The organism is Microbacterium sp. B19 (assembly GCF_000333395.1).
GTDB lineage: Bacteria > Actinomycetota > Actinomycetes > Actinomycetales > Microbacteriaceae > Microbacterium.
The window spans coordinates 1-20,021 of the sequence record NZ_BADA01000021.1 but is presented as its reverse complement, the minus strand read 5'-3'; the positions used below and the strand labels follow the sequence as shown (position 1 = coordinate 20,021).

Below are 20,021 nucleotides of genomic sequence, written 5' to 3'. Positions count from 1 at the left end.
CGGGCAGTGGAGCCCCGAGCGTGGGAGGAACTCACGCTCGACGCGGGGACGGCCGTTCAGCGCACCATGAAGGTCACCAACCACAGCGACCAGGGCGTCCGCTTCTCGTTGTCGGCCGCCGACGGGTACTTCACCGAGACCGGACGATTCAACATGCTCCCCGCGGACCGGCCGTCCGTCGGCGCGGGCACGTGGATCGCCCTCCCCGACTCGGTGGAAGTAGCTGCGGGCGCGAGCGCTCTCGTTCCCTACACGGTGACCGTCCCCGCCGACGCCACCCCCGGGGACCACCTGGCGGGAGTGGCGGCGGGGATCTTCTCCGAGCAGGCGAGCGTCGGCGTCGAATCCCGAATCGGCTTCCGGGTGATGGTCCGAGTGGCGGGAGCGCTCGCACCGGCCCTGCATTCCACCGTGACCGCGTCCTACATCCCGTCCTGGAACCCGTTCCTTCCGGGGGCGCTCGAGATCCGCGTCTCCACGGAGAACGCGGGCAACGTCCGGCTCGCGGGCGAACGAACGCTCACCGTCTCGGGGATCGCCGGCCTCGATGCCCATGTGACCGGGCTCGAACCGCTAGCGGAGCTGGCGCCCGGGGAGAGCCGGGAGACGTCGCGCACCATCGAGGGCGTATGGCCGTTGTTCTCGACGACGGCGACGGTCGTCACGGTCGCGTCCAGCGTCGTGGAGGGAACACCGGCGTTCCAGGATTCCGCCACGACCGCAGTCGCCACCGTCCCGTGGACGCAGGCGGCCGTGGTCGTCGCGGCGGCCGCCATCGTCTTGCTCATGTTCCGCGACCGGCGTCGTCGGCGGCGGCGCCGTGCCCGAGAGATCGAGGACGCGCGTGAAGAAGGACGACGCAGTGCGGCGGTGTCCGCGCTGGACGTGGTCGCGATCCTCGTCGCGGGGGTGATCGCGTCCGTCGGCGCCTCGGCGCCGGCCGTTGCGGCGACCCCCGTGGAGATCTCCGTCGACGTGACGCCCGCACCCGGCGGCACGCTCGCACCGACGCCGTCCGGCGAGGTGGAGGAGCCGCACGGCGAGGTCGAGGAGGGGGGTACCGGTACCGACCGGCATCTCGCCCGCACCGGCGGTGCGGTCGACCCGATCCTCGTGGCCGGCGGCATCCTGATCATGGGCGCGGGAGCGATCGTGTGCGGCGTGTCCGCCTCCCGGCACCCGCCGGGCCGTCGGCGCTCTGCCCGGGGGTGAGGGCCCGGCTCGGGACGGGTCGGATCACACCACGACGAACACCGTCGCCGACACCGCCCAGAACGCGAGGACGAACGCGGTGTCGCGGCGGCGCCAGGGGACGAGGTGCCGTTCGGTGCGGTCGGGGTGGGCGCCGAAGGCGCGCGCGTCCATGGCGAGGGCCACGCGCTCGGCGTGACGGATGCCGCCGGCGAGCAGCGGCACCACCGTCCGCATCCACCGCGCGGGCGGGAAACCACCGACCCCGCGGACCCGGTGGGCCTGCCGGATCGTCTCGAGTTCGCGGCCGAATCGCGGGACGAAGCGGATCGCTGCGAGGGCTGCGTATCCGATCCGATACGGCACGCGCAGCTGCTGGACGAGCGCCCGAACGAGATCGGCGCCCGTGGACGTGAGGCCGCCGACGAACGCGAGCGTCATGATCGCGGCCAGGCGCAGGCCCGTCGCCCACCCGACGGCGAGGGCGCTGTCGGTGAGGACCCACGACCCCACGCGCACCACGGCGGTCCCGCCCGAGGCGTCGACCCAGAGCGCGAAACCCCCGGTCACGACGAGGACCGCGAGCGGCACGACGGCACCAAGAAGGACGAGCAGCCGTGCCGACCAGCGGGTGCCGGTGAGGAGCACGAGGTATGCGAGACCCAGGAACACCGCCGGGGTCGCGGGGTCGCGCACGAACACGAGCGCAACCATCGCGGGAAGCGCCGCGGCGATCTTCGCGAGCGGGTTCAGCCGCGGGAGGTACGCCGCTCGACCGGCGTCGAGCGTCACGGCGGTCACTGCCCACTCCCCGGGAGGTCGCGGAGCCGCGTGGTCGACGCGAGCTCCGGATGCCGTTGGAACCCCTCGAACGCCCGACGCAGGGGTGGGACGCCCAGACCGGTCCGGTCGAGCAGGGCCCCGTCGGCGAACACGTCCTCGGCCGTCGCATCGGCGGCGAGCCGGCCGGCATCCATCACGACGACCCGATCGGCGTGCTCGGCGACGAGCTGCAGGTCGTGCGTGACCACGACGATCGTCGTTCCGCCCGCGCGGAGGTCGTCGAGCATCGCGAGCATCTCCTCGGCGCGGGCGCGGTCCTGCCCGTAGGTGGGCTCGTCGAGCACGAGAAGTCGAGCCCCGCCGATGAGCGCCGTGCCCACCGACAGGCGCCGCTTCTGCCCGCCGGAGAGCAGGAACGGGTGTGCGTCCGCGCGCTCCGCGAGGCCGAAGCGCGCGAGCATCTCGTCGACGCGGGACCGCACCTCCGCCTCGGGCACCCGCAGCCGTCGCAGGCCGTGCGCGAGCTCGTCGTCCACGGTGGTCGTGATGAACTGGTGCTCGGGGTTCTGGAACACGAAGCCGACGTGACGTGACAGCTCCCGCGCGGGCAGGCGCCGCACGTCGAGCCCGTCGATGCGCACCGTGCCGCGGGGCGGCCGCCGCACTCCGGCGATCGCCTGCACGAGCGTCGTCTTCCCCGCCCCGTTCCGGCCGACCACGGCGACGAATTCGCCCGCCGCGACATCGAGGTCCACGTCGTGCAGGATCGTCGCGCCCCCACGCTTCGCCCCGAGGCCCCGCACGCGAAGGAGCGGCTCACCGCCGGGGCGCCTCGGGATCGGAAGAACCGTGGATGCCACGCCCCCGGGCGCCTTCTCCAGAGCCGCCCGCAGCTCCTCGGGTGTCAGCGGCAGTCGCCCGAGGTCGTAGCCGGCACGCTGGAGCCGCAGCGCCGCGAGCGTCGCGGTCGGCAGCCACACCCCGAGGTCGTACAGCTCGCGTGCCCGCCCGCGGAGCACCTCGTCCACGCCGCCGTCCGCGACGACACGCCCCTCGCCGTCGAGCGCGACGACCCGGTCGACCAGTTCCACCGCGGCATCCAGGTCGTGTTCGATCAGCACGATCGCCCGATCTCCCGCGGCGACGACGTCGCGCAGCGCCGCGTAGACCTCCGCGACCCCGGCCGGATCCAGGCTCGTGGTCGGCTCGTCGAGAACGAGGAGAGGGGATGCCATCGCCAGCGCGCACGCGATCGCCAGACGCTGTCGGCCCCCACCGGACAGCACGTCGGGGGACTCGTCGCGCCGATCCCACAGCCCCACGCGGCGGAGCGCCGACTCGGCGCGCGCGAGCACCTCGGCCACGGGGAGCTGCAGGTTCTCGGGACCGAAGCAGACTTCGTCGAGCACGGTGCCGGTGATGAGCTGCGCGTCGGGGTCCTGGAAGACCATCGCGACGGTCTGGGCGAGCTCGGCGACCGGGGTGGTCGAGGCATCCCTCCCGCCGACGATCACGTCGCCGGCGACCTCGCCCGGGACGGCGTGGGGGAGGAGCCCGTTCATCGTGAGCGCCAGGGTGGACTTGCCCGACCCGCTCGGCCCGAGCAGCAGCACCACTTCGCCCGGGCGCACCTCGAAACTCACGTCGGCGGGCGTCGGGCGGTCGGCCTCGAGGTGCGTGACGGCGACGTTCCGCAGGCGCAGGAGCGCGTCGACATCGGCGCGGGGCTCCGCGGCGGTCGGGTGCGGGTGGGCGGTCACGGGTGTCCTTCGGCGAGAGCTTCAGTCTATTTAGGCAGGCCTTACCCGCGCCGGGTGGCGTCTCGACGTCGAGCTGACGGCATCCGGTCCGTGTGCGTGCGGGAGGGAGGGCCTGGGAGGAGCGGAGGCCCGGCTCGCCGCCGCGGCTCCTCCGCCCGTCCCTCGCCCTCCGTTCCTCACGCGCGACCGCGCGCTCTGGACGGCCGAATTGCGCGAACGGTACATTCGAGGTTCCTCCGCCCGAACGGACGATCTCGTGACCGGTCTCTCCCGCCGTCAGTTCCTGCACGCCACCGCCGCCGCTGCCGCCGCGACGGGGCTCGGGTTCGACATCCTCGCGCCGCAGCTCGCCCGCGCCGCGACGCCCTCGGCCGACGTGCCGTCGACGCTGCTCCAGACGATCCGGCAGGGTTCGATCCTGTCGGGCAAGTACCGCACGCTCACGACCGGGCCGGGGGAGCCGTACCTGCCGCGGATCGACGTGCTGCGACGCTCGCCGTCGCCCGCGCGCACCACGGCCCGCCGCTCGCTGCTGTACCTCGGGCACCTGTCCGACCTGCACGTCATCGAGGCGCAGTCGCCGGGCCGCATCGAGCCGATGATCGTGCAGGCCCACTCGGCGTGGGGTTCGGCCTTCCATCCGCAGGATCCGCTGAGCCCGCACGCGACGGCGGCGATGGTGCAGGCCTTCTCGGACGCGCGGTACAGCCCGCTCACGGGCGCACCGATGAGCGCGGCGATCGTCACCGGCGACAGCGCCGACATGCACTCGCACCTCGAGCTGCGCTGGTACATCGACCTCATGGACGGCCTCGCCGTCGATCCCGCTACCGGAGGCCCGGAGTGGCAGGGCGTACAGGCGTGGAGCGAGGCGACGTGGGCCTACCGCCCCGGCGACCCGACCGGGGGCGACTTCGGCGACTACGGCTTCCCGCGGCTGCCCGACCTCCTCGCGCAGGCGATCGCGCAGCCCGTGAAATCCGTGGGCCTCCCCGCGCCCTGGTACGCCGTGTACGGCAACCACGACACGCTCCTGCTCGGAACGTTCGACATCAGTCCGCAACTGCGCGCGCTCGCCGTGGGCGCCCGGAAGTCGTACACCCTGGATGCCACGGCATCCACGGCCCTCGAAGGGTGGGCCGCGGGCACGAGCGTCCTCGCGCAGGTCCTCGCCGCTCTCGGATTGGCATCCGGGGGTCCGGGGTTCAAGGAGGTCACGGCCAACCCCGAGCGCTACCTGTTCGAGCAGCGCGACTTCATGGCCGAGCACTTCCGGACGGAGCCCACGCCCGGACCCGTCGGCCACGGCTTCACCGCGCACAACCTCGCCTCGGGCGAGACGTGGTGGCAGGCCGACCTGAGTCCGCGCATCCGGGCGTTCGGACTCGACACGTGCAACGCCGTCGCCGGACCCGACGGTGCGGTGCCCGAATCGCAGATGCGGTGGCTGCGCGCGCAGCTCGAGATCGCGCAGCGCGACCAGGTGCTGGCGCTGATCTTCAGCCACCACAACAGCCTCACGCTCGAGAACCGCGCGACCCGGCCGGGGGTCGACGAGAAGCTCTACGGTGCGGACGAGTTCGTGGCGATGCTGCTGGAGTTCCCCGTCGTCGTGGGGTGGCTGAACGGCCACACGCACCTCAACCAGATCCTCGCCCACACGAACCAGGGCGGGGGGTTCTGGGAGATCACGACCGCTTCGTGCATCGACTTTCCGCAGCAGCAACAGGTCGTGGAGATCGTCGACAACCGCGACGGCACGCTGTCGCTGTTCACGACCGTGCTCGACCACGCCTCGCCCGCCGCGCCGGGGAATTCCGGTTCTGTCGCCGACCTCGCTTCACGCAGCCGCGAGCTCGCCGCGAACGACTGGGCCGAGACGCCGCTCATGCGGCGTGGATCGCCGCTCGACCGCAACACCGAACTGCTCCTGCCCGCGCCGTTCGACCTGTCGGTGATCACCGACGCGCAGCTCGAGGCGCAGCACGTGACCGAGCGCGCGCGGATCCTCGCGTACGAGAAGGAGCGGGGACTGTGAGGCGGTTCTTCGGGGTGTGCGCCCTGGCGGCAACCCTCGCGCTGGCCGGCTGCTCGCAGGTCGCCGCGATCGCTCCCGTCGGCGGGAATCACCTGACCGAGGTGCGTTTCGCCACCATCGACGTGCTGCAGCAGAAGGGCGTCGCGCTCGAAGAGGTGCCGACGTGCACGCGCGCCTCCGACGGGGCGATCTCGTGCACCGGAACGACCGCGGACGGCGCGGCTGTCACGGCCGCTTCCCCCGCCGACGATCCCGACAGCTTCACCGTGATGGTCGGCTCCGACACCGTGTTCACCGGCAGCGTCAGCGCCGTGATCGACCAGGCCGCGGGGGTCGCCCCGTGAAGCGCCTTCTGCTGATCGCTGCCGTCGTGCTCGCGAACGCCGTCGTGCAGGCGCTGTGCGTGATCCCGGGCGCGACGCCCTCCGTCGCCCCGCTGTTCCTCGCGCTTCTCGCGGCGTCCGTCCTCTCACTCGTCGCCGCGGCGACGGCGGTGGTCGCGGTCCTGGGCGGTTCGGGTGCTCGGTGGCTGCGCGCGCTCGCCGCCGTGGTTCTGGCGCTGGTGATCGTCGGCGCGCTCGCCGTGGCATCCCCCGTCGCTCTCGTCCCCGCGCTGCTCGTCGCTCTCGTGATCGTCTCACCGGCGGGGAACCCGGATGCCACGGCGTGGAGCGGTCTGCGGGCGTTCGCGTGGCATCCGGTCCGGGCGATCCTGCTCGCGGTCGTGACCCTGGTCGCGTTCGTCGTGCTCGCCGTCGGCGCGCTGCTCTTCGGGTTCTTCCTGACCGGGTGGCTCGGGTCGTTCGCGACGTGGGTGGTCGTCGGTGCGGTGGCCGCTGTGCTCGCCCGGGCCTGGGCGCGGCTGGCCGTGCGCCCCCGGCTCGGCCGTTAGCCCCGGGACAGCCCGCGCGCGACGCCCGCGCCCCGCAGGCCGGAACCGATCGCGATGCCGACCGCCGTCCAGGCGACCGGACCCAGCACGCTGATCACCAGGTACGTCACCTGCGCCCAGGGGGCGAGGGCGCCGAGGTGTGCCGCGAACCACACGGCCGCCGCGACGATCAGCCCGATGATCACCGCGGAGACGAAGAAGCGCGCCGTCGCCCACACGCGGTAGCGCGTCAGTGCGGCGATGCCCTCCTGGATGCCACCGAACAGGACGGCGGTGCCGAGGAAGCGAAAGGTCCATTGCGGCGCGATCGCGCTGGCGACGAGGGCTGCGAGCACGTGGGTGAGAAGGGCGACCCACGGCCGTCGGACGACCTGCTGCGCGATGATCCCGGGCAGCACGTGCGAGCCGAGCACGAGGCCGTACGCCCACGGGGCGGTGGCCAGCACGGCGAGGGTCAGCCAGCCCGCGGCGCCCCCCAGGATCCCGGTTCCCACGCCGATCGCAGCGCAGACGAGAAGGACACGGGTGGACAGACGGGATGCCGACGACACGGGGTCAGCGTATCGGGGCGGTGCCGTCGGGTTCCCGGACGCCGTCCAAAAGAAAACGTTGGTGATGAATTTGCCGTGAGTTATGTTTGTGCGACGCGCGCCACCGAAGCCGCGCACATCGCTCAATTCATCCCCCCGTTTGGAGCGCACTATGGGTCGTACCCTGCGTTCGGCCGCGGTCATCGCATTGGCCGGGCTGTTCACCGCTGCCGGAGTCACGTCCGCGCAGGCCACCGTCGTGGGCGAGGGGGTGACGCCTCCCACACCCATCGAATCCGCCACCGGGCGCTACATCGTGGTGCTCGACGAAGCGCCCGTCGCCACCTACGACGGCGGCGAAGCGGGCCTGCGCGCCACGAAGTCCGACGACGCGCGGCTCGACACCGGCTCCGACGCGGTCCGCGAGTATTCGGAGTTCCTCGAGAAGCGCCAGAAGGACGTCGCGGCCGAGGCCGGGGTGGATGCCGACTACTCGTACACGCTCGCCGTCAACGGCTTCAGCGCCGCGATGGACCCGAACCAAGCCGCGAAGCTCGCCGCCACGAAGGGCGTGCAGAAGGTCGTCCCCGACGAGATCCGTCACCCTGCGGCCGTGCCGTCGACCGAGTTCCTCGGTCTCGAGGGCGACGGCGGCGTCTGGCAGAAGGTCGGCGGCATCGACGCGGCCGGTGAGGGCATCGTCGTCGGTGTCGTCGACACCGGTATCGCGCCGGAGAACCCATCGTTCGCGGGCGACCCGCTCGGCACGACGCCGGGCGACGAGCCCTACCTCGACGGCAACGACGTGGTGTACCGCAAGGCCGACGGCACCGACTTCCGGTCGCCGCGGGTCGCGACCGGCGACGGCTGGTCGGTCGACGACTACTCCACGAAGCTCGTCGGCGCCCGCTACTTCGATCAGGGTGCCGCCGCGACCGGCTTCACGTTCGAGGCGGACTACCGCTCGCCGCGCGATGGCGACGCGCACGGCTCGCACACCGCGAGCACGGCCGCGGGCAACAACGGCGTCGACGCCAGCGTCGAGGGCATCGACTTCGGGGCGATCTCGGGTGTCGCTCCGGCCGCCAAGGTCGCCGCGTACAAGGCGTGCTACTCCGGTCCCGACCCGCTCGTCACCACCGACGACATCTGCGCGCTGAGCGACCTGCTCGGTGCGATCAACGCCGCGGTCGCCGACGGCGTCGACGTCATCAACTACTCGATCGGCGGCGGTGCGGCTACGACCACCCTCTCACTCGAGGACGCGGCGTTCTTCAACGCCGCCGCCGCCGGCATCTTCGTCTCGGTCTCGGCGGGCAACTCCGGTCCCGACGCCTCGACCGCCGACCACGCCTCGCCCTGGTACACCACCGTCGCGGCATCCACGATCCCCACCTACGAGGGCACCGTGAAGCTCCCGAACGGCTTCCAGGCCGCGGGCGCGTCGGTCTCCGTCCGCGCGGGTGAGGACGTGACGGCGCCGGTCGTCTACGCCGGCGACATCGCGGCATCCGGAGCGGATCCGGCGAACGCCGCGCTGTGCCTCCTCGGATCGCTCGACGCCGCGAAGGCCGCGGGCAAGATCGTCGTGTGCGACCGCGGGCAGAACGCCCGCATCGAGAAGTCGCAGGCCGTCAAGGAGGCGGGCGGCGTCGGCATGATCCTCGTCAACGTCACGCCGGCTTCGGTCGACAACGACTTCCACTCGGTGCCGACCGTGCACATCGATGCGCGGTACCGCGACGACCTGCTCGCGTACGTGCAGGGGACCCCGGATGCCACGGCCACGCTGATCGGCGAGAACGTCACCGGCGTCGAGACCCCGACGCCGCAGGTCGCCGGCTTCTCGAGCCGCGGCCCCATGCTCGCCGACGGCAGCGACGTGCTGAAGCCCGACATCTCGGCTCCGGGAGTGGCGATCCTCGCCGCCGCCGCGAACGCCGAGGGCGCGACGCCGACGTTCGAGTTCCTGTCCGGGACGTCGATGTCGTCGCCGCACATCGCGGGTCTCGCGGCGCTGTACCTGGGGGAGCGGCCGCTGGCCACGCCCGCCGAGGTGAAGTCCGCCATGATGACCACCGCGTACGACACGGTCGATGTCGACGGGGCTCCCGCGCAGGATCCGTTCGCGCAGGGCGCCGGACACGTCGACCCGACGAAGTACTTCGACCCGGGCCTGCTCTACCTCAACGGGCCCGCCGACTGGGCGGCCTTCCTGCAGGGCAAGGGCCTCGAGGACTTCGGCGTCGAGCCGATCGACGGCAGCGATCTGAACCTGGCATCCATCTCGATCGGATCGCTCGCGAAGCCCCAGACCGTCACCCGCACGGTGACGTCCACGCAGGCGGGGACGTTCACGGCATCCATCGACGTTCCCGGACTGGATGCCACGGTCGAGCCGTCCACGCTCACGTTCGGCGCCGCGGGCGAGACGCAGGACTTCACGGTCACGTTCTCGCGCACGACCGCCGCAGCGGAGGAGTGGACGACGGGCTTCCTCACGTGGACGAGCGGTGACACCCAGGTGCGCTCGCCGATCGCGGTGCGCCCGACGACCGCCGAGGCTCCGGCCGAGGTGTCGGGTGCAGGACTGTCGGGTTCGACCCCGGTGGAGATCCTGCCGGGCGTGAGCGGCGACCTGCCGTTGACGGTGTCGGGCCTCGCGGCGGAGACGCTGCTGGCCGACCCCGACAACCCGGTCGACGGACACTCGGGCAACCAGGACTCCGGTGACGCGGACGGTTATGTCCGGTGGGTCGTCGACGTGCCCGAGGGGACGACCCTCTCGCGCTTCGACCTCGACTCGTCGGACGACACCGGCAGCGACCTCGACCTGTTCGTGTCGCGCGTGGTGAGCCCCGACGACCTGCGGTACTACGAGCGGTTCACGTCGGCGACCGGCTCGGCGGACGAGCGCGTCTCGCTCCCGAACCCCACGCCGGGCACCTACCTCGTCGAGGCGAACATCTACTCGTTCACGGCGCCGTTCACGTGGGACATGTCCTACGCGAACGTGACTCCGGGAGGCGAGGGGCAGCTCACCGCGACGCCGAACCCGATCCCGGCCGAGCAGGGCGTTGCGACGACCTACGACCTGTCGTGGCAGGGCCTGCAGCCGCAGACGCGGTACCTCGGCGTCGTGCAGTACGGCGAGTCGAACGTGCAGACGGTCCTGACGGTCGACTCGGGTCAGGCGGCTCCGGTCAACGTGGAGGCGCCGACGATCTCGGGCACGCCGAAGCTCGGCCGCACCCTCACGGCGACCCCGGGCACGTGGGATCCCGCCGAGGTGACCACGGCGTTCCAGTGGCTGCGCGGCGGTGAGCCGATCGACGGCGCGACCTCGTCGACCTACCGGGTGAAGCGCGAGGACGTGGGTGCCGTGCTGTCGGTCCGCGTGACCGCGACCGACCCGGCGACCGGCCTGACCGGCACCGCAGACAGCGCGGGCGCTCCGGTCACGGTCGCGTCGTTCACCACCGTGACGGTGAGCCCGTGGGTCGGCCGCAGCTCCGACACCTACACGCTGACCGTCAAGGTGCGGGCCCTCACCGGTCCGACGCCGACGGGCGACGTGACGGTGACGGTCGCCGGGAAGCCGTACACGGCGACCCTGCAGGACGGCCGCGCGACGATCACGCTCGACCCGCAGACGCGGGGCGTGCGCATCGTGACCGCGGAGTACGCCGGCAGCGAGACGGTCGAGGAGTCGACGGCGCACAGCGCGTTCATCGTGCTGCGCTGATCCCTCCGCCGACGCGGCGCCCGGGCTCCGGCTCGGGCGCCGCGTTCGCGTCTCGGGCCTCGCGTCTGGGGTTGCCGCCGTGGGCTGGCGCCGTGGGCTGGCGCCCGTGGGCTGGCGCCGAGGCTGCACGCTGCTGACAAACCCACTGCAGGCTGCAACCGAGATGTCACGCGGATGCAGTCTCGCGGTCCGGGGCGGCTACACCCGCCGTCGCCGCGGCGTCAGGCGCACCGCGGGGAGCGGCGGAGCCGGGACGCGCTCGGGGCCGTGGTCCACGACGGCACCGAAACGCGGAGCGTGCGCCTCCCACGCCTCGCGCGCCTCCTCGATCTCCTCGTGCGAGCGGCCGACGAAGTTCCACCACATCACGATGTCGGCCTCGAACGGCTCGCCGCCCAGCAGGAACACCCGGGCGCCCTCCGGCGCGGCGATGTCCACGTGGTCGCGGCCCCTGCCGAGGTAGAGGAGCCGTGTTCCGTCGACGGATGCCATTGCTCCCGTCGTCTCGAGGGGCGCCGTGCGTTGTGCGGCGTCGGCGTCGGTGGCATCCATCCCCGTCTGCACGTCGGCGGAGCCGATCATTCCGTAGAGGGCATACTCCCAGTCGGGACGCAGCGGAACGCGCACGGCGATCCCCGGGGGCAGGCGCAGTTCGGCGCCCACGATGGGGGTGTGGACGGTCGCGGGGGAGACGACGCCGCCCAGTTCGCCCATCACGACGACGGCGTCCGCGCCGTCCCCGAGATCGAGCACGGGCAGGTTCTCGTGACGCTCGAAAGCCGGTTCACCGTGGCGGCGCGACTCCGGGAGAGCGACCCACAATTGCAGCGCGTCGAGGGGGATCGGGTCGTCCCCGACCGAATATTCCGAATGGGCGATGCCTTCGCCGCTCGTCATGAGGTTGAGCGCGCCGGGACGGACGACGACGTCGCTCCCGACGGCATCCCGGTGCCGCACTTCGCCGATGATCGGCCACGTCACCGTCTGCAGGCCGATGTGCGGGTGCGGCTCGACGCGCATCACGGTCTCCTGGGGGCCGAAGCGGTCGAGGAAGCACCACGCCCCGACCATCGGCAGTGCGCGGTGGGGGAGCGTGCGGTGCACCTCCATCGCGCGCACCCCGCCGAGCGGCACCTCTCGGGCTTCGACGACGAGCGCGCGCGGACCGTCGCAGTCCACCGGACCCTCGGATGCCGGCGGCGCGACGTCGAGCCTCGTCACGCCGGCTCGCTCGGGTCGGCCGAGTCGGCGGGGTCCTCGTGGTGCGGCCAGTCGATCACGAGACCGGGCACGTCGTGCTCGTGCAGGTAGTGCACGACGAAGGGGCAGGTCGGGATGATCGTGTCGCCGCGTCGAGCGAGGTCGGCGAGCGCCTCGCTCGCGAGCGTCGAGCCCAGGCCCATGCCCTTGAAGGCTCCGTCGATTTCGGTGTGCGGCAGGACGACTCGGCCTTCGCCCGCGGGGCGGAACTGCAGCACACCGCCCAGTTCGCCGTTCACGTGGATCTCGTAGCGGTGCGCCTCGTCGTTGCGCGTCACGGTCAGGTCGTCGGTCATGTCGCCTCCGGTCGTCGGTACTGCGTCCAACGTTCGCAGGATGCGCCCTGTTCCGCCATCCCACCCCGGTGCTGGCGGGTGTCGCGGTCGCGCACTAGGTTGCGGGCATGACGGTTCTCGGCATCGGTGGTCTTCTCCTGCGCAGCGGCGATCCGGAGGCGCGGGCGGCCTGGTATCGCGACGTCCTCGGCGTCCCGGTCGGTGCGGAGGGATCGGATGCCGTGTGGATGCAGGATGCCGGACCGACGGTGTTCGCGCCGGTTCCCCGAGCGACCACGGACTTTGCGTCCGACCAGCCCTTCCTCCTGAATCTCCGAGTGAGTGACCTGGATGCCATCGTCCGGCGCCTCGCGGACGCCGGGGTCGCCGTGGAGCGACGGGACGAATGGGAGACCGACTACGGCCGCTTCGTGCGCCTGCGCGACCCGGAGGGGCTGCCGCTCGAGCTGTGGGAGTTGCCGGGGGACCCTTCTCCCCAGGACTGAATTCGGCCCGGTTCTCCACGGTCGGCACCGTCGCCCGCAGCCGGTGTCGGTGCCCCGGGTTACCGTGGTCGAGTGACATTCCCCGGCCCCGCCCCCGAGCCGTACGCCGACGCGCCCCCCGACGCGTTCGACGCGTACGACGACCCCTACGCGGGCGCCGACTGGGACCCCGATCTCCTCGCTCCGCCCGACGATCCCGACGCCCCGCCCCCGCCGATGGATGCCGCGTCCTCGCCGTTCGCCCGCGCCGCGGTCGCGACGGGCACCGCGCGCGAGCTGCCGGCCGTCCGCGACCTCACCGGCCGCGATCCGCGCGAGGTCCTGCACGAGGTCTACGGCTACGACACCTTCCGCGGTGATCAGGCCGACATCGTCCAGCGGGTGATCGACGGTGGGGACGCCGTCGTGCTCATGCCGACCGGTGGGGGAAAGAGCGTCACCTACCAGGTGCCCGCCCTCGTACGGCCCGGGACGGGTTTGGTGGTGAGCCCCCTCATCGCCCTGATGCACGACCAGGTCGACGCCCTCGTCGCCAACGGCGTGCGGGCGGCGTATCTCAACTCGACGCAGGCCCCGGCCGAGCGACAGGCGGTCGAGCAGGCGTACCTCGCCGGCGATCTCGACCTCCTCTACGTCGCCCCCGAGCGCCTCAACGGGGCGCAGACCCTCGGGTTGCTGTCGCGCGGTCGACTGAGCGTCATCGCCATCGATGAGGCGCACTGCGTGTCGCAGTGGGGCCACGACTTCCGGCCCGACTACCTCGCGCTCGGCGACCTCGCGGATCGCTTCCCCGGCGTCCCGCGCATGGCGCTCACCGCCACCGCCACGCCCGAGACGGCGCGCGAGATCGTCGAACGCCTTCGCCTGCGCGACGCGAAGACCTTCATCGCGAGCTTCGACCGGCCTAACATCCAGTACCGGATCGAGGCCAAGGTCGACCCGCGGCGCCAGCTGGTCTCGTTCATCCGGTCGCAGCCCGAGGGTTCGGCGGGCATCGTCTACGCGCTCAGCCGCAAGAGCGTCGAGCAGACCGCGGCGTACCTCGCGGCCCAGGGCCTCGACGCGCTTCCGTACCACGCGGGTCTCGACGCGTCCGTCCGCGCGGCGCACCAGTCGCGATTCCTCCGCGACGACGGGGTCGTGATGGTCGCGACGATCGCCTTCGGCATGGGCATCGACAAGCCCGACGTGCGCTTCGTCGCGCACATCGACCTGCCGAAGTCCGTCGAGGGGTACTACCAGGAGACGGGCCGTGCCGGCCGTGACGGTGACCCGTCGGTCGTGTGGATGGCCTACGGCCTCGGCGACGTCGTCCAGCAGCGGCGCATGATCGACCAGTCGCCCGGCGACCGGTCCTACAAGATGCGTCTCGGCCAGCACCTCGACGCGATGCTCGCGCTGTGCGAGACGGTCGGATGCCGGCGGCAGAACCTCCTGGCGTACTTCGGTGAGCAATCCGAGCCGTGCGGCAACTGCGACACGTGCCTCACCCCGCCCGACACCTGGGACGGTCTCGTCGCGGCGCAGAAGCTGCTCTCGACGATCGTGCGGCTGCAACGCGAGCGCGGCCAGGCCTTCGGCGCCGGCCACCTCATCGACATCCTGCGCGGAGCCAAGACCGACCGCATCGCGCAGCAGGGGCACGACCGCCTGACCACCTATGGGCTCGGGGCCGACCTGTCCGACCAGGACTGGCGCAGCGTCATCCGACAGCTGCTCGCGCGGGGCATCATCGTCGCGCAGGGCGACTACGGCACCCTCGCCCTCAGCGAGGCCTCGGGGGGAGTGCTCCGCGGCGAGACGCCCGTCCCGCTCCGGCGCGATGCGCTCGGTCGCTCCGGCGGCGGGGGCTCGAGTCGGCCCCGGAAGTCGAGCGCCGACGACGTCGCGCCCGGCGACCGCGACCTCTTCGAGGCGCTGCGCGCGTGGCGCGCCGAGCAAGCGCGCGAGCAGGGCGTCCCCGCCTACATCGTCTTCGGCGACGCCACGCTGCGCGCGATCGCGGCTGCGCGGCCCGCGTCCATGGGCGACCTCGACGGCATCACGGGCATCGGCGCCAAGAAGCGCGAGGCGTACGGGGATGGCATCCTGAACGTCGTCGCGCAGAACTGACGCGTCCCGGCGTCTCCCGAGGATGTTGACGCCCCACAACCAACCGACCCGGCGTCGCCCGCCCGCATTGTGCGCATCTCACACAATGTTTGTTCGCGCGTTGTGGGACTCCTACCGTGGAGGCATCCCTTTGCAACGTCGAAAGGTGCCGAAATGACCGACGCCGCCGTCCGTCCCACCACGCCCGCCACGAGCACGCGTACCCCTGTCGGGGGTGCGCCGACCGCCGCGCATTCCGCCGCCGAGGCCCCCGAGAGCCGTATCGACATCGAGCAGGTCACCGACCTGCTGCTCGGAACGTGGGCCGACACCCGCCGCGAGGCGCGCGCGATGCTGAAGGATCCGATCTTCTGGCGCGACGACAGCCTCGGCATGGACGCCCACCGCGCGCGCACCCTCGGCCAGCTGCACGAGCTCGTCGCGCGCAAGGCGGTGCACCGCGCGTTCCCGAAGCGGTTCGGCGGTGAAGAGAACAACGGCGCCAACATCGCCGGCTTCGAAGAACTCGTGGCCGCCGACCCCAGCCTGCAGATCAAGTCGGGCGTCCAGTGGGGGCTGTTCGGTTCGGCCGTCCTGCAGCTCGGTACCGAGAAGCACCATGAGAAGTGGCTCCCCGGCATCATGAGCCTCGAGATTCCCGGGGCCTTCGCGATGACCGAGACCGGTCACGGCTCGGACGTCGCCGCGATCGGCACGACCGCGACCTACGACCCCGACACCGAGGAGTTCGTCATCCACACGCCGTTCCGCGGTGCGTGGAAGGACTACCTCGGCAACGCCGCGCTGCACGGTAAAGCCGCGACGGTGTTCGCCCAGCTCATCACCAACGGCGTGAACCACGGCGTGCACTGCTTCTACGTTCCGCTGCGCGACGACGAGGGCAACTTCCTTCCCGGCATCGGCGGTGAGGACGACGGCCTCAAGGGCGGTCTCAACGGCATCGACAACGGGCGCCTGCACTTCGACCAGGTCCGCGTCCCGCGTGAGAACCTACTCAACCGCTACGGCGACGTCGCCGCCGACGGCACGTACTCGAGCGACATCGCGAGCCCCGGCCGCCGGTTCTTCACGATGCTGGGCACGCTCGTCCAGGGCCGCGTCTCGCTCGACGGCGCGGCCGCGTGGGCGTCCGCGATCGGCCTCACCATCGCGATCACCTACGGCAACCAGCGTCGGCAGTTCGACTCCGGCAGCGGAACCCCCGAGGTCACGCTGCTCGACTACGGCAAGCACCAGCGCCGCCTGCTGCCGCGCCTCGCGACCACGTATGCCGAGATCTTCGCGCACGACGAGTTCCTGCAGAAGTTCGACGGCGTCTTCAGCGGACGCCTCGACACGGATGCCGACCGCGAAGACCTCGAGACGCTCGCCGCCGCGCTGAAGCCCCTGTCGACGTGGCACGCGCTCGACACGCTGCAGGAGTCGCGCGAAGCGTGCGGCGGCCAGGGATTCCTCTTCGAGAACCGCCTCGTGGGGCTCCGCGCCGACCTCGACATCTACGTGACGTTCGAGGGCGACAACAACGTCCTGCTGCAGCTCGTCGGCAAGCGTCTGCTCGCCGACTACGCCCGCCAGTTCAAGGGCAAGGATGCCAAGGCCCTCGCCGCGTTCGCGGTGGGGCAGACCGCCGGGAAGCTCTTCCACGGCGCGGGTCTGCGCCAGCTCGGGCAGGCCGTGACCGACCGCGGCTCGACCGCCCGCTCCGTCGAGAAGGGCCTGCGCGCACAGCAGCAGCACGAACTGCTCGCGGGTCGTGTGCAGCAGATGGTGGCCGACATCGCGGGGCGGTTGCGCCCGGCATCCAAGCTCTCCCGGGAAGACGCGGCGGCGCTCTTCAACGAGAACCAGGCCGAGCTGATCGAAGCCGCCCGGGCGCACGGCGAACTGCTGCAGTGGGAGGCGTTCACCGACGCCATCAACCGCCTCGGCGACGACAGCTCGCGTCAGGTGCTGACGTGGCTGCGCGACCTCTTCGGCCTGCAGCTCATCGAGAAGCACCTGGCCTGGTACCTGATCAACGGGCGCCTCTCGACGCAGCGCGCGGCTGCCGTGTCGAGCTACATCGATCGGCTCTGCGTCCGGCTCCGCCCGCACGCTCAGGACCTCGTGGATGCCTTCGGCTACGGCCCCGAGCACATCCGTTCGTCGATCGCGACCGGCGTGGAGGACGACCGGCAGAACGAGGCCGCGTCGTACTACTCGGCGCTGCGCGCGTCGGGCAACGCTCCGGTTCCGGAGAAGAAGCCGGGCAAGTAAGGCGCTCATGAAGGGGCGGCGACCGGCGGTCGCCGCCCCTTCGTCGTGTCAGTTCCGGCGCAGGAGCAGGAGTCGGACGACGGCGAGCGCGCCGATGGCCACCCCGGCCACCAGCATGACGACGGCGAACCACAGCGGTCCGTTCACGCCGAGGGCGACGATGCCGACGACGATCATGATGACGGCCAGGATCAGGCCGAGAAAGAGCGAGACGCGTGTCCTTCGCGGACCCAGGGGAACGGTGTGCATGCCGGGAAGGTAGCGGCAGGCCCACCACGATGCCAGGGCTTGCGCCCGGCCCGTGTCGGACCCCCGGCCTACCCTGAGAGCATGACCGACCTCATCACCGACGCCGATGGCATCGCCCGCTGCGCGTGGGCCGGCGACGACGCCGAGTACCGCCGGTACCACGACGAGGAGTGGGGCACCGAGCTGCGGGGCGACCGTCCCCTGTTCGAGAAGATGAGCCTCGAGGGCTTCCAGGCGGGCCTGTCGTGGATCACGATCCTGCGCAAGCGCCCGCGCTTCCGCGAGGTCTTCCACGGGTTCGAGCCGTCCGTGGTCGCCGCGTTCGGGCCCGACGACGTCGAACGCCTTCTTCAGGATGCCGGGATCATCCGCCACCGCGGCAAGATCGAGGCCGTGATCGGCAACGCCGTGCTCGTCGCCGACATGGCCGACGGTGAGCTCGACGCCCTGCTGTGGTCGTTCGCCCCCGCCGCGCACACGCCCCCGTCGTCGTTCGCCGAGGTGCCGGCCGTGACGCCCGAGTCCGAGGCGATGAGCAAGGAGCTGCGGCGACGCGGCTTCCGCTTCGTCGGTCCCACCACCATGTACGCGCTCATGCAGTCGTCGGGCATGGTCGACGACCACGTCGCGGGGTGCTGGCGAGCGGCCGCCTGACCGCACCCGCTAGACTGGGGGCCGGAGCCTTCGCTCCCAGCGTCGTCGAACGCACCGGCCCCCTTCCCGCGGGCCTTTGACCTTCACGGCGAACGGATGCGCCGCCCGGCGCCTTCGCCCATTGCAGCCGCAGCATCGCGGCATCCCGAACCGCCGTGCGCGCGTGCGCCTCGGCAGGAGACTTCATGACGTCCCAGACTTTCACCGACCTCGGCGTGCCCGCGCCGCTGATCGCCGTGCTCGCCGAGCAGGGCAAGAACGAGCCGTTCCCCATTCAGGCCGACACCCTGCCCGACACCCTCGCCGGGCGCGACGTGCTCGGCCGCGGTAAGACCGGCTCCGGCAAGACCCTCGCGTTCTCGCTGCCGCTCGTCGCGCGCCTGGCCGCGAAGAGCGACCGCCGCCGCGGACGCAAGCCCCGTGCGCTCGTGCTCGCCCCGACCCGCGAGCTCGCCAACCAGATCGACGAGGTCATCAAGCCGCTCGCCGCGGCCTACGACCTCACCACCACGACCGTCTACGGCGGCGTGAACCAGAAGCGTCAGGTCGACGCTCTGAACGCCGGAGTCGACATCCTCGTCGCGTGCCCCGGCCGTCTCGAGGACCTGATCGGTCAGGGCTTCGCGAGCCTCGACGCCGTCGAGATCACCGTCCTGGACGAGGCCGACCATATGGCCGACCTGGGCTTCCTCCCCGGTGTGACGCGTCTCCTCTCGCGCACGCCCGCCGACGGCCAGCGCCTGCTGTTCTCGGCGACGCTCGACAACGGCGTGGACAAGCTCGTCAAGCGCTTCCTCCGCAACGAGGTCCTGCACTCGGTCGACGAGGCCCACTCGCACGTCGCCGCGATGACCCACCACGTCTTCGTGCCGGCCGACGCCGATGCCAAGAAGCAGCTCGTCCGGACACTGGCTTCCGGAACGGCCCGCCGCATCCTCTTCATGCGCACCAAGCACCAGGCCAAGAAGCTGGCCAAGGAACTGACCGCCGCCGGCATCCCGTCCGTCGACCTGCACGGCAACCTGTCGCAGCCCGCCCGCGACCGCAACCTCGCGGCGTTCGGCGACGGCCGCGCCAAGGTTCTCGTCGCGACCGACGTCGCCGCCCGCGGCGTGCACGTCGACGGCGTCGAGCTCGTGGTCCACGTCGACCCGCCCGTCGAGCACAAGGCGTACCTGCACCGTTCGGGCCGCACCGCTCGCGCGGGTTCGGCCGGCGACGTCGTGACGATCATGCTGCCCGAGCAGCGTCGCGACACCCTCGACATCCTGCGCAAGGCCAAGATCGACGTCACCCCGCAGCCCGTCACCTCGACCTCCCTCGAGGTCGTGGCGCTGGTCGGCGAGGTCGCCCCGTACGTCAAGCCCGAGCCGATCGTCGCGCAGCCGCAGGGCGGCGGACGCTCGCAGGGCGCCAACGCGCAGCGCAAGCGTGCCGCCCGCGGACAGGGATCCTCGGATGCCGCCCCCCGCACGTCCGCTCCCGGTGAGGGGCGTCGTCGCCGCGGTCGCGGTGCCGGTCAGGCCGCCCCCGCGGCCGACGCCGCGCAGCCCGCCCGCCAGGGCCAGCGCTCGGGTTCGGGTCGCGGCCAGGGCGGCGGCAACGCGCGCGGCGGAGCGAACACCGCCCGCCCGCAAGGCGCCGGGCGCTCGGCATCCGGTGCTCCCACGACCGGCATGGTCGTCGGTCGCGGCGCGCGGACGAACCGTCGCGCCCAGGGCTGATCTCCCGATCACGACGCCCCCGCGGATCCGTCCGCGGGGGCGTCGT

General features: G+C 71.9%; 16 protein-coding genes. 10 read left to right on the top strand and 6 right to left on the bottom strand.

The features are described 5' to 3' along the window. Window positions 1-1,212 (top strand): hypothetical protein (locus I5G_RS25615; protein WP_187288778.1); only part of this gene is annotated, 1,212 nt, incomplete at its 5' end. A gap of 24 nt (window positions 1,213-1,236) precedes the next feature. Here the strand turns inward: I5G_RS25615 and I5G_RS00505 are convergent. Both I5G_RS00505 and I5G_RS00500 read right to left on the bottom strand, forming a co-directional pair. Continuing rightward, complete coding sequence (locus tag I5G_RS00505) at window positions 1,237-1,992, bottom strand: energy-coupling factor transporter transmembrane protein EcfT (protein WP_022877300.1); 756 nt, start codon at window positions 1,990-1,992, stop codon at window positions 1,237-1,239. Next, the gene (locus tag I5G_RS00500) at window positions 1,989-3,734 is read right to left on the bottom strand and encodes an ABC transporter ATP-binding protein (protein ID WP_022877299.1); all 1,746 of its coding nucleotides are present in this window, start codon (window positions 3,732-3,734) and stop codon (window positions 1,989-1,991) included. The genes I5G_RS00505 and I5G_RS00500 overlap by 4 nt, the downstream gene beginning before the upstream one ends. Window positions 3,735-3,990: 256 nt before the next feature. Between I5G_RS00500 and I5G_RS00495 the strand changes: the two genes are divergently transcribed. The 3 genes from I5G_RS00495 to I5G_RS00485 are packed head-to-tail and all read left to right on the top strand — an operon-like array spanning window position 3,991 to window position 6,664. Further along, entirely contained in the window at window positions 3,991-5,772 is a 1,782-nt protein-coding gene (locus I5G_RS00495; protein WP_022877298.1) for a TIGR03767 family metallophosphoesterase, read from the top strand. Beyond that, window positions 5,769-6,116, top strand: a complete 348-nt coding sequence (locus tag I5G_RS00490; protein ID WP_022877297.1) for a hypothetical protein — start codon at window positions 5,769-5,771, stop codon at window positions 6,114-6,116. The genes I5G_RS00495 and I5G_RS00490 overlap by 4 nt, the downstream gene beginning before the upstream one ends. Then, window positions 6,113-6,664 carry a hypothetical protein gene (locus tag I5G_RS00485; RefSeq protein ID WP_022877296.1) on the top strand — a complete coding sequence of 184 codons (552 nt, stop codon included), beginning with the start codon at window positions 6,113-6,115 and terminating at the stop codon, window positions 6,662-6,664. Before I5G_RS00490 ends, I5G_RS00485 begins: the two co-directional genes overlap by 4 nt. Here I5G_RS00485 and I5G_RS00480 read toward each other — a convergent pair. Beyond that, window positions 6,661-7,215 (bottom strand): ECF transporter S component, encoded by a 555-nt coding sequence (locus I5G_RS00480; protein WP_022877295.1) that lies wholly within the window; start codon window positions 7,213-7,215, stop codon window positions 6,661-6,663. The two genes, I5G_RS00485 and I5G_RS00480, sit on opposite strands and share 4 nt — an antisense overlap. A 151-nt stretch (window positions 7,216-7,366) precedes the next feature. Here I5G_RS00480 and I5G_RS19725 point away from each other — a divergent pair, with 151 nt between their 5' ends. After that, window positions 7,367-10,939, top strand: coding sequence for a S8 family serine peptidase (locus tag I5G_RS19725; protein ID WP_022877294.1), 3,573 nt, complete (start codon window positions 7,367-7,369; stop codon window positions 10,937-10,939). 198 nt (window positions 10,940-11,137) lie between these two features. Here the strand turns inward: I5G_RS19725 and I5G_RS00470 are convergent, their stop codons facing one another. Together I5G_RS00470 and I5G_RS19720 are read right to left on the bottom strand one after the other, a co-directional pair. Further along, window positions 11,138-12,160 carry a pirin family protein gene (locus tag I5G_RS00470; RefSeq protein WP_022877293.1) on the bottom strand — a complete coding sequence of 341 codons (1,023 nt, stop codon included), beginning with the start codon at window positions 12,158-12,160 and terminating at the stop codon, window positions 11,138-11,140. Beyond that, window positions 12,157-12,495: a GNAT family N-acetyltransferase gene (locus I5G_RS19720; RefSeq protein ID WP_022877292.1), complete on the bottom strand. Its 339-nt coding sequence runs from the start codon at window positions 12,493-12,495 to the stop codon at window positions 12,157-12,159. The genes I5G_RS00470 and I5G_RS19720 overlap by 4 nt, the downstream gene beginning before the upstream one ends. A 107-nt stretch (window positions 12,496-12,602) precedes the next feature. On the opposite strand from I5G_RS19720, the gene I5G_RS00460 reads away from it, so the two are divergent. From I5G_RS00460 to I5G_RS00450, 3 genes are all read left to right on the top strand, one after another. Continuing rightward, window positions 12,603-12,980, top strand: coding sequence for a VOC family protein (locus tag I5G_RS00460; protein ID WP_022877291.1), 378 nt, complete (start codon window positions 12,603-12,605; stop codon window positions 12,978-12,980). Window positions 12,981-13,052: 72 nt separating this feature from the next. Next, complete coding sequence (gene recQ, locus I5G_RS00455; RefSeq protein ID WP_022877290.1) at window positions 13,053-15,092, top strand: DNA helicase RecQ; 2,040 nt, start codon at window positions 13,053-13,055, stop codon at window positions 15,090-15,092. A gap of 153 nt (window positions 15,093-15,245) precedes the next feature. Beyond that, entirely contained in the window at window positions 15,246-17,348 is a 2,103-nt protein-coding gene (locus I5G_RS00450) for an acyl-CoA dehydrogenase (protein ID WP_022877289.1), read from the top strand. A 48-nt stretch (window positions 17,349-17,396) separates the two neighbouring features. Here I5G_RS00450 and I5G_RS00445 read toward each other — a convergent pair whose 3' ends face one another. Next, window positions 17,397-17,597, bottom strand: coding sequence for a hypothetical protein (locus tag I5G_RS00445; protein WP_022877288.1), 201 nt, complete (start codon window positions 17,595-17,597; stop codon window positions 17,397-17,399). A gap of 81 nt (window positions 17,598-17,678) precedes the next feature. Between I5G_RS00445 and I5G_RS00440 the strand changes: the two genes are divergently transcribed. Both I5G_RS00440 and I5G_RS00435 read left to right on the top strand, forming a co-directional pair. Continuing rightward, window positions 17,679-18,251: a DNA-3-methyladenine glycosylase I gene (locus tag I5G_RS00440; RefSeq protein WP_022877287.1), complete on the top strand. Its 573-nt coding sequence runs from the start codon at window positions 17,679-17,681 to the stop codon at window positions 18,249-18,251. A 185-nt stretch (window positions 18,252-18,436) separates the two neighbouring features. Continuing rightward, complete coding sequence (locus I5G_RS00435; protein WP_022877286.1) at window positions 18,437-19,975, top strand: DEAD/DEAH box helicase; 1,539 nt, start codon at window positions 18,437-18,439, stop codon at window positions 19,973-19,975. Window positions 19,976-20,021: the final 46 nt, after the last annotated feature.

Coding starts and splice junctions, on each gene's coding strand:
- I5G_RS19725 (WP_022877294.1), top strand. CDS start 7,367: ATGGGTCGTACCCTGCGTTCGGCCGCGGTCATCGCATTGGCCGGGCTG.
- I5G_RS19720 (WP_022877292.1), bottom strand. CDS start 12,495: ATGACCGACGACCTGACCGTGACGCGCAACGACGAGGCGCACCGCTAC.
- I5G_RS00460 (WP_022877291.1), top strand. CDS start 12,603: ATGACGGTTCTCGGCATCGGTGGTCTTCTCCTGCGCAGCGGCGATCCG.
- I5G_RS00450 (WP_022877289.1), top strand. CDS start 15,246: ATGACCGACGCCGCCGTCCGTCCCACCACGCCCGCCACGAGCACGCGT.
- I5G_RS00445 (WP_022877288.1), bottom strand. CDS start 17,597: ATGCACACCGTTCCCCTGGGTCCGCGAAGGACACGCGTCTCGCTCTTT.
- I5G_RS00440 (WP_022877287.1), top strand. CDS start 17,679: ATGACCGACCTCATCACCGACGCCGATGGCATCGCCCGCTGCGCGTGG.
- I5G_RS00435 (WP_022877286.1), top strand. CDS start 18,437: ATGACGTCCCAGACTTTCACCGACCTCGGCGTGCCCGCGCCGCTGATC.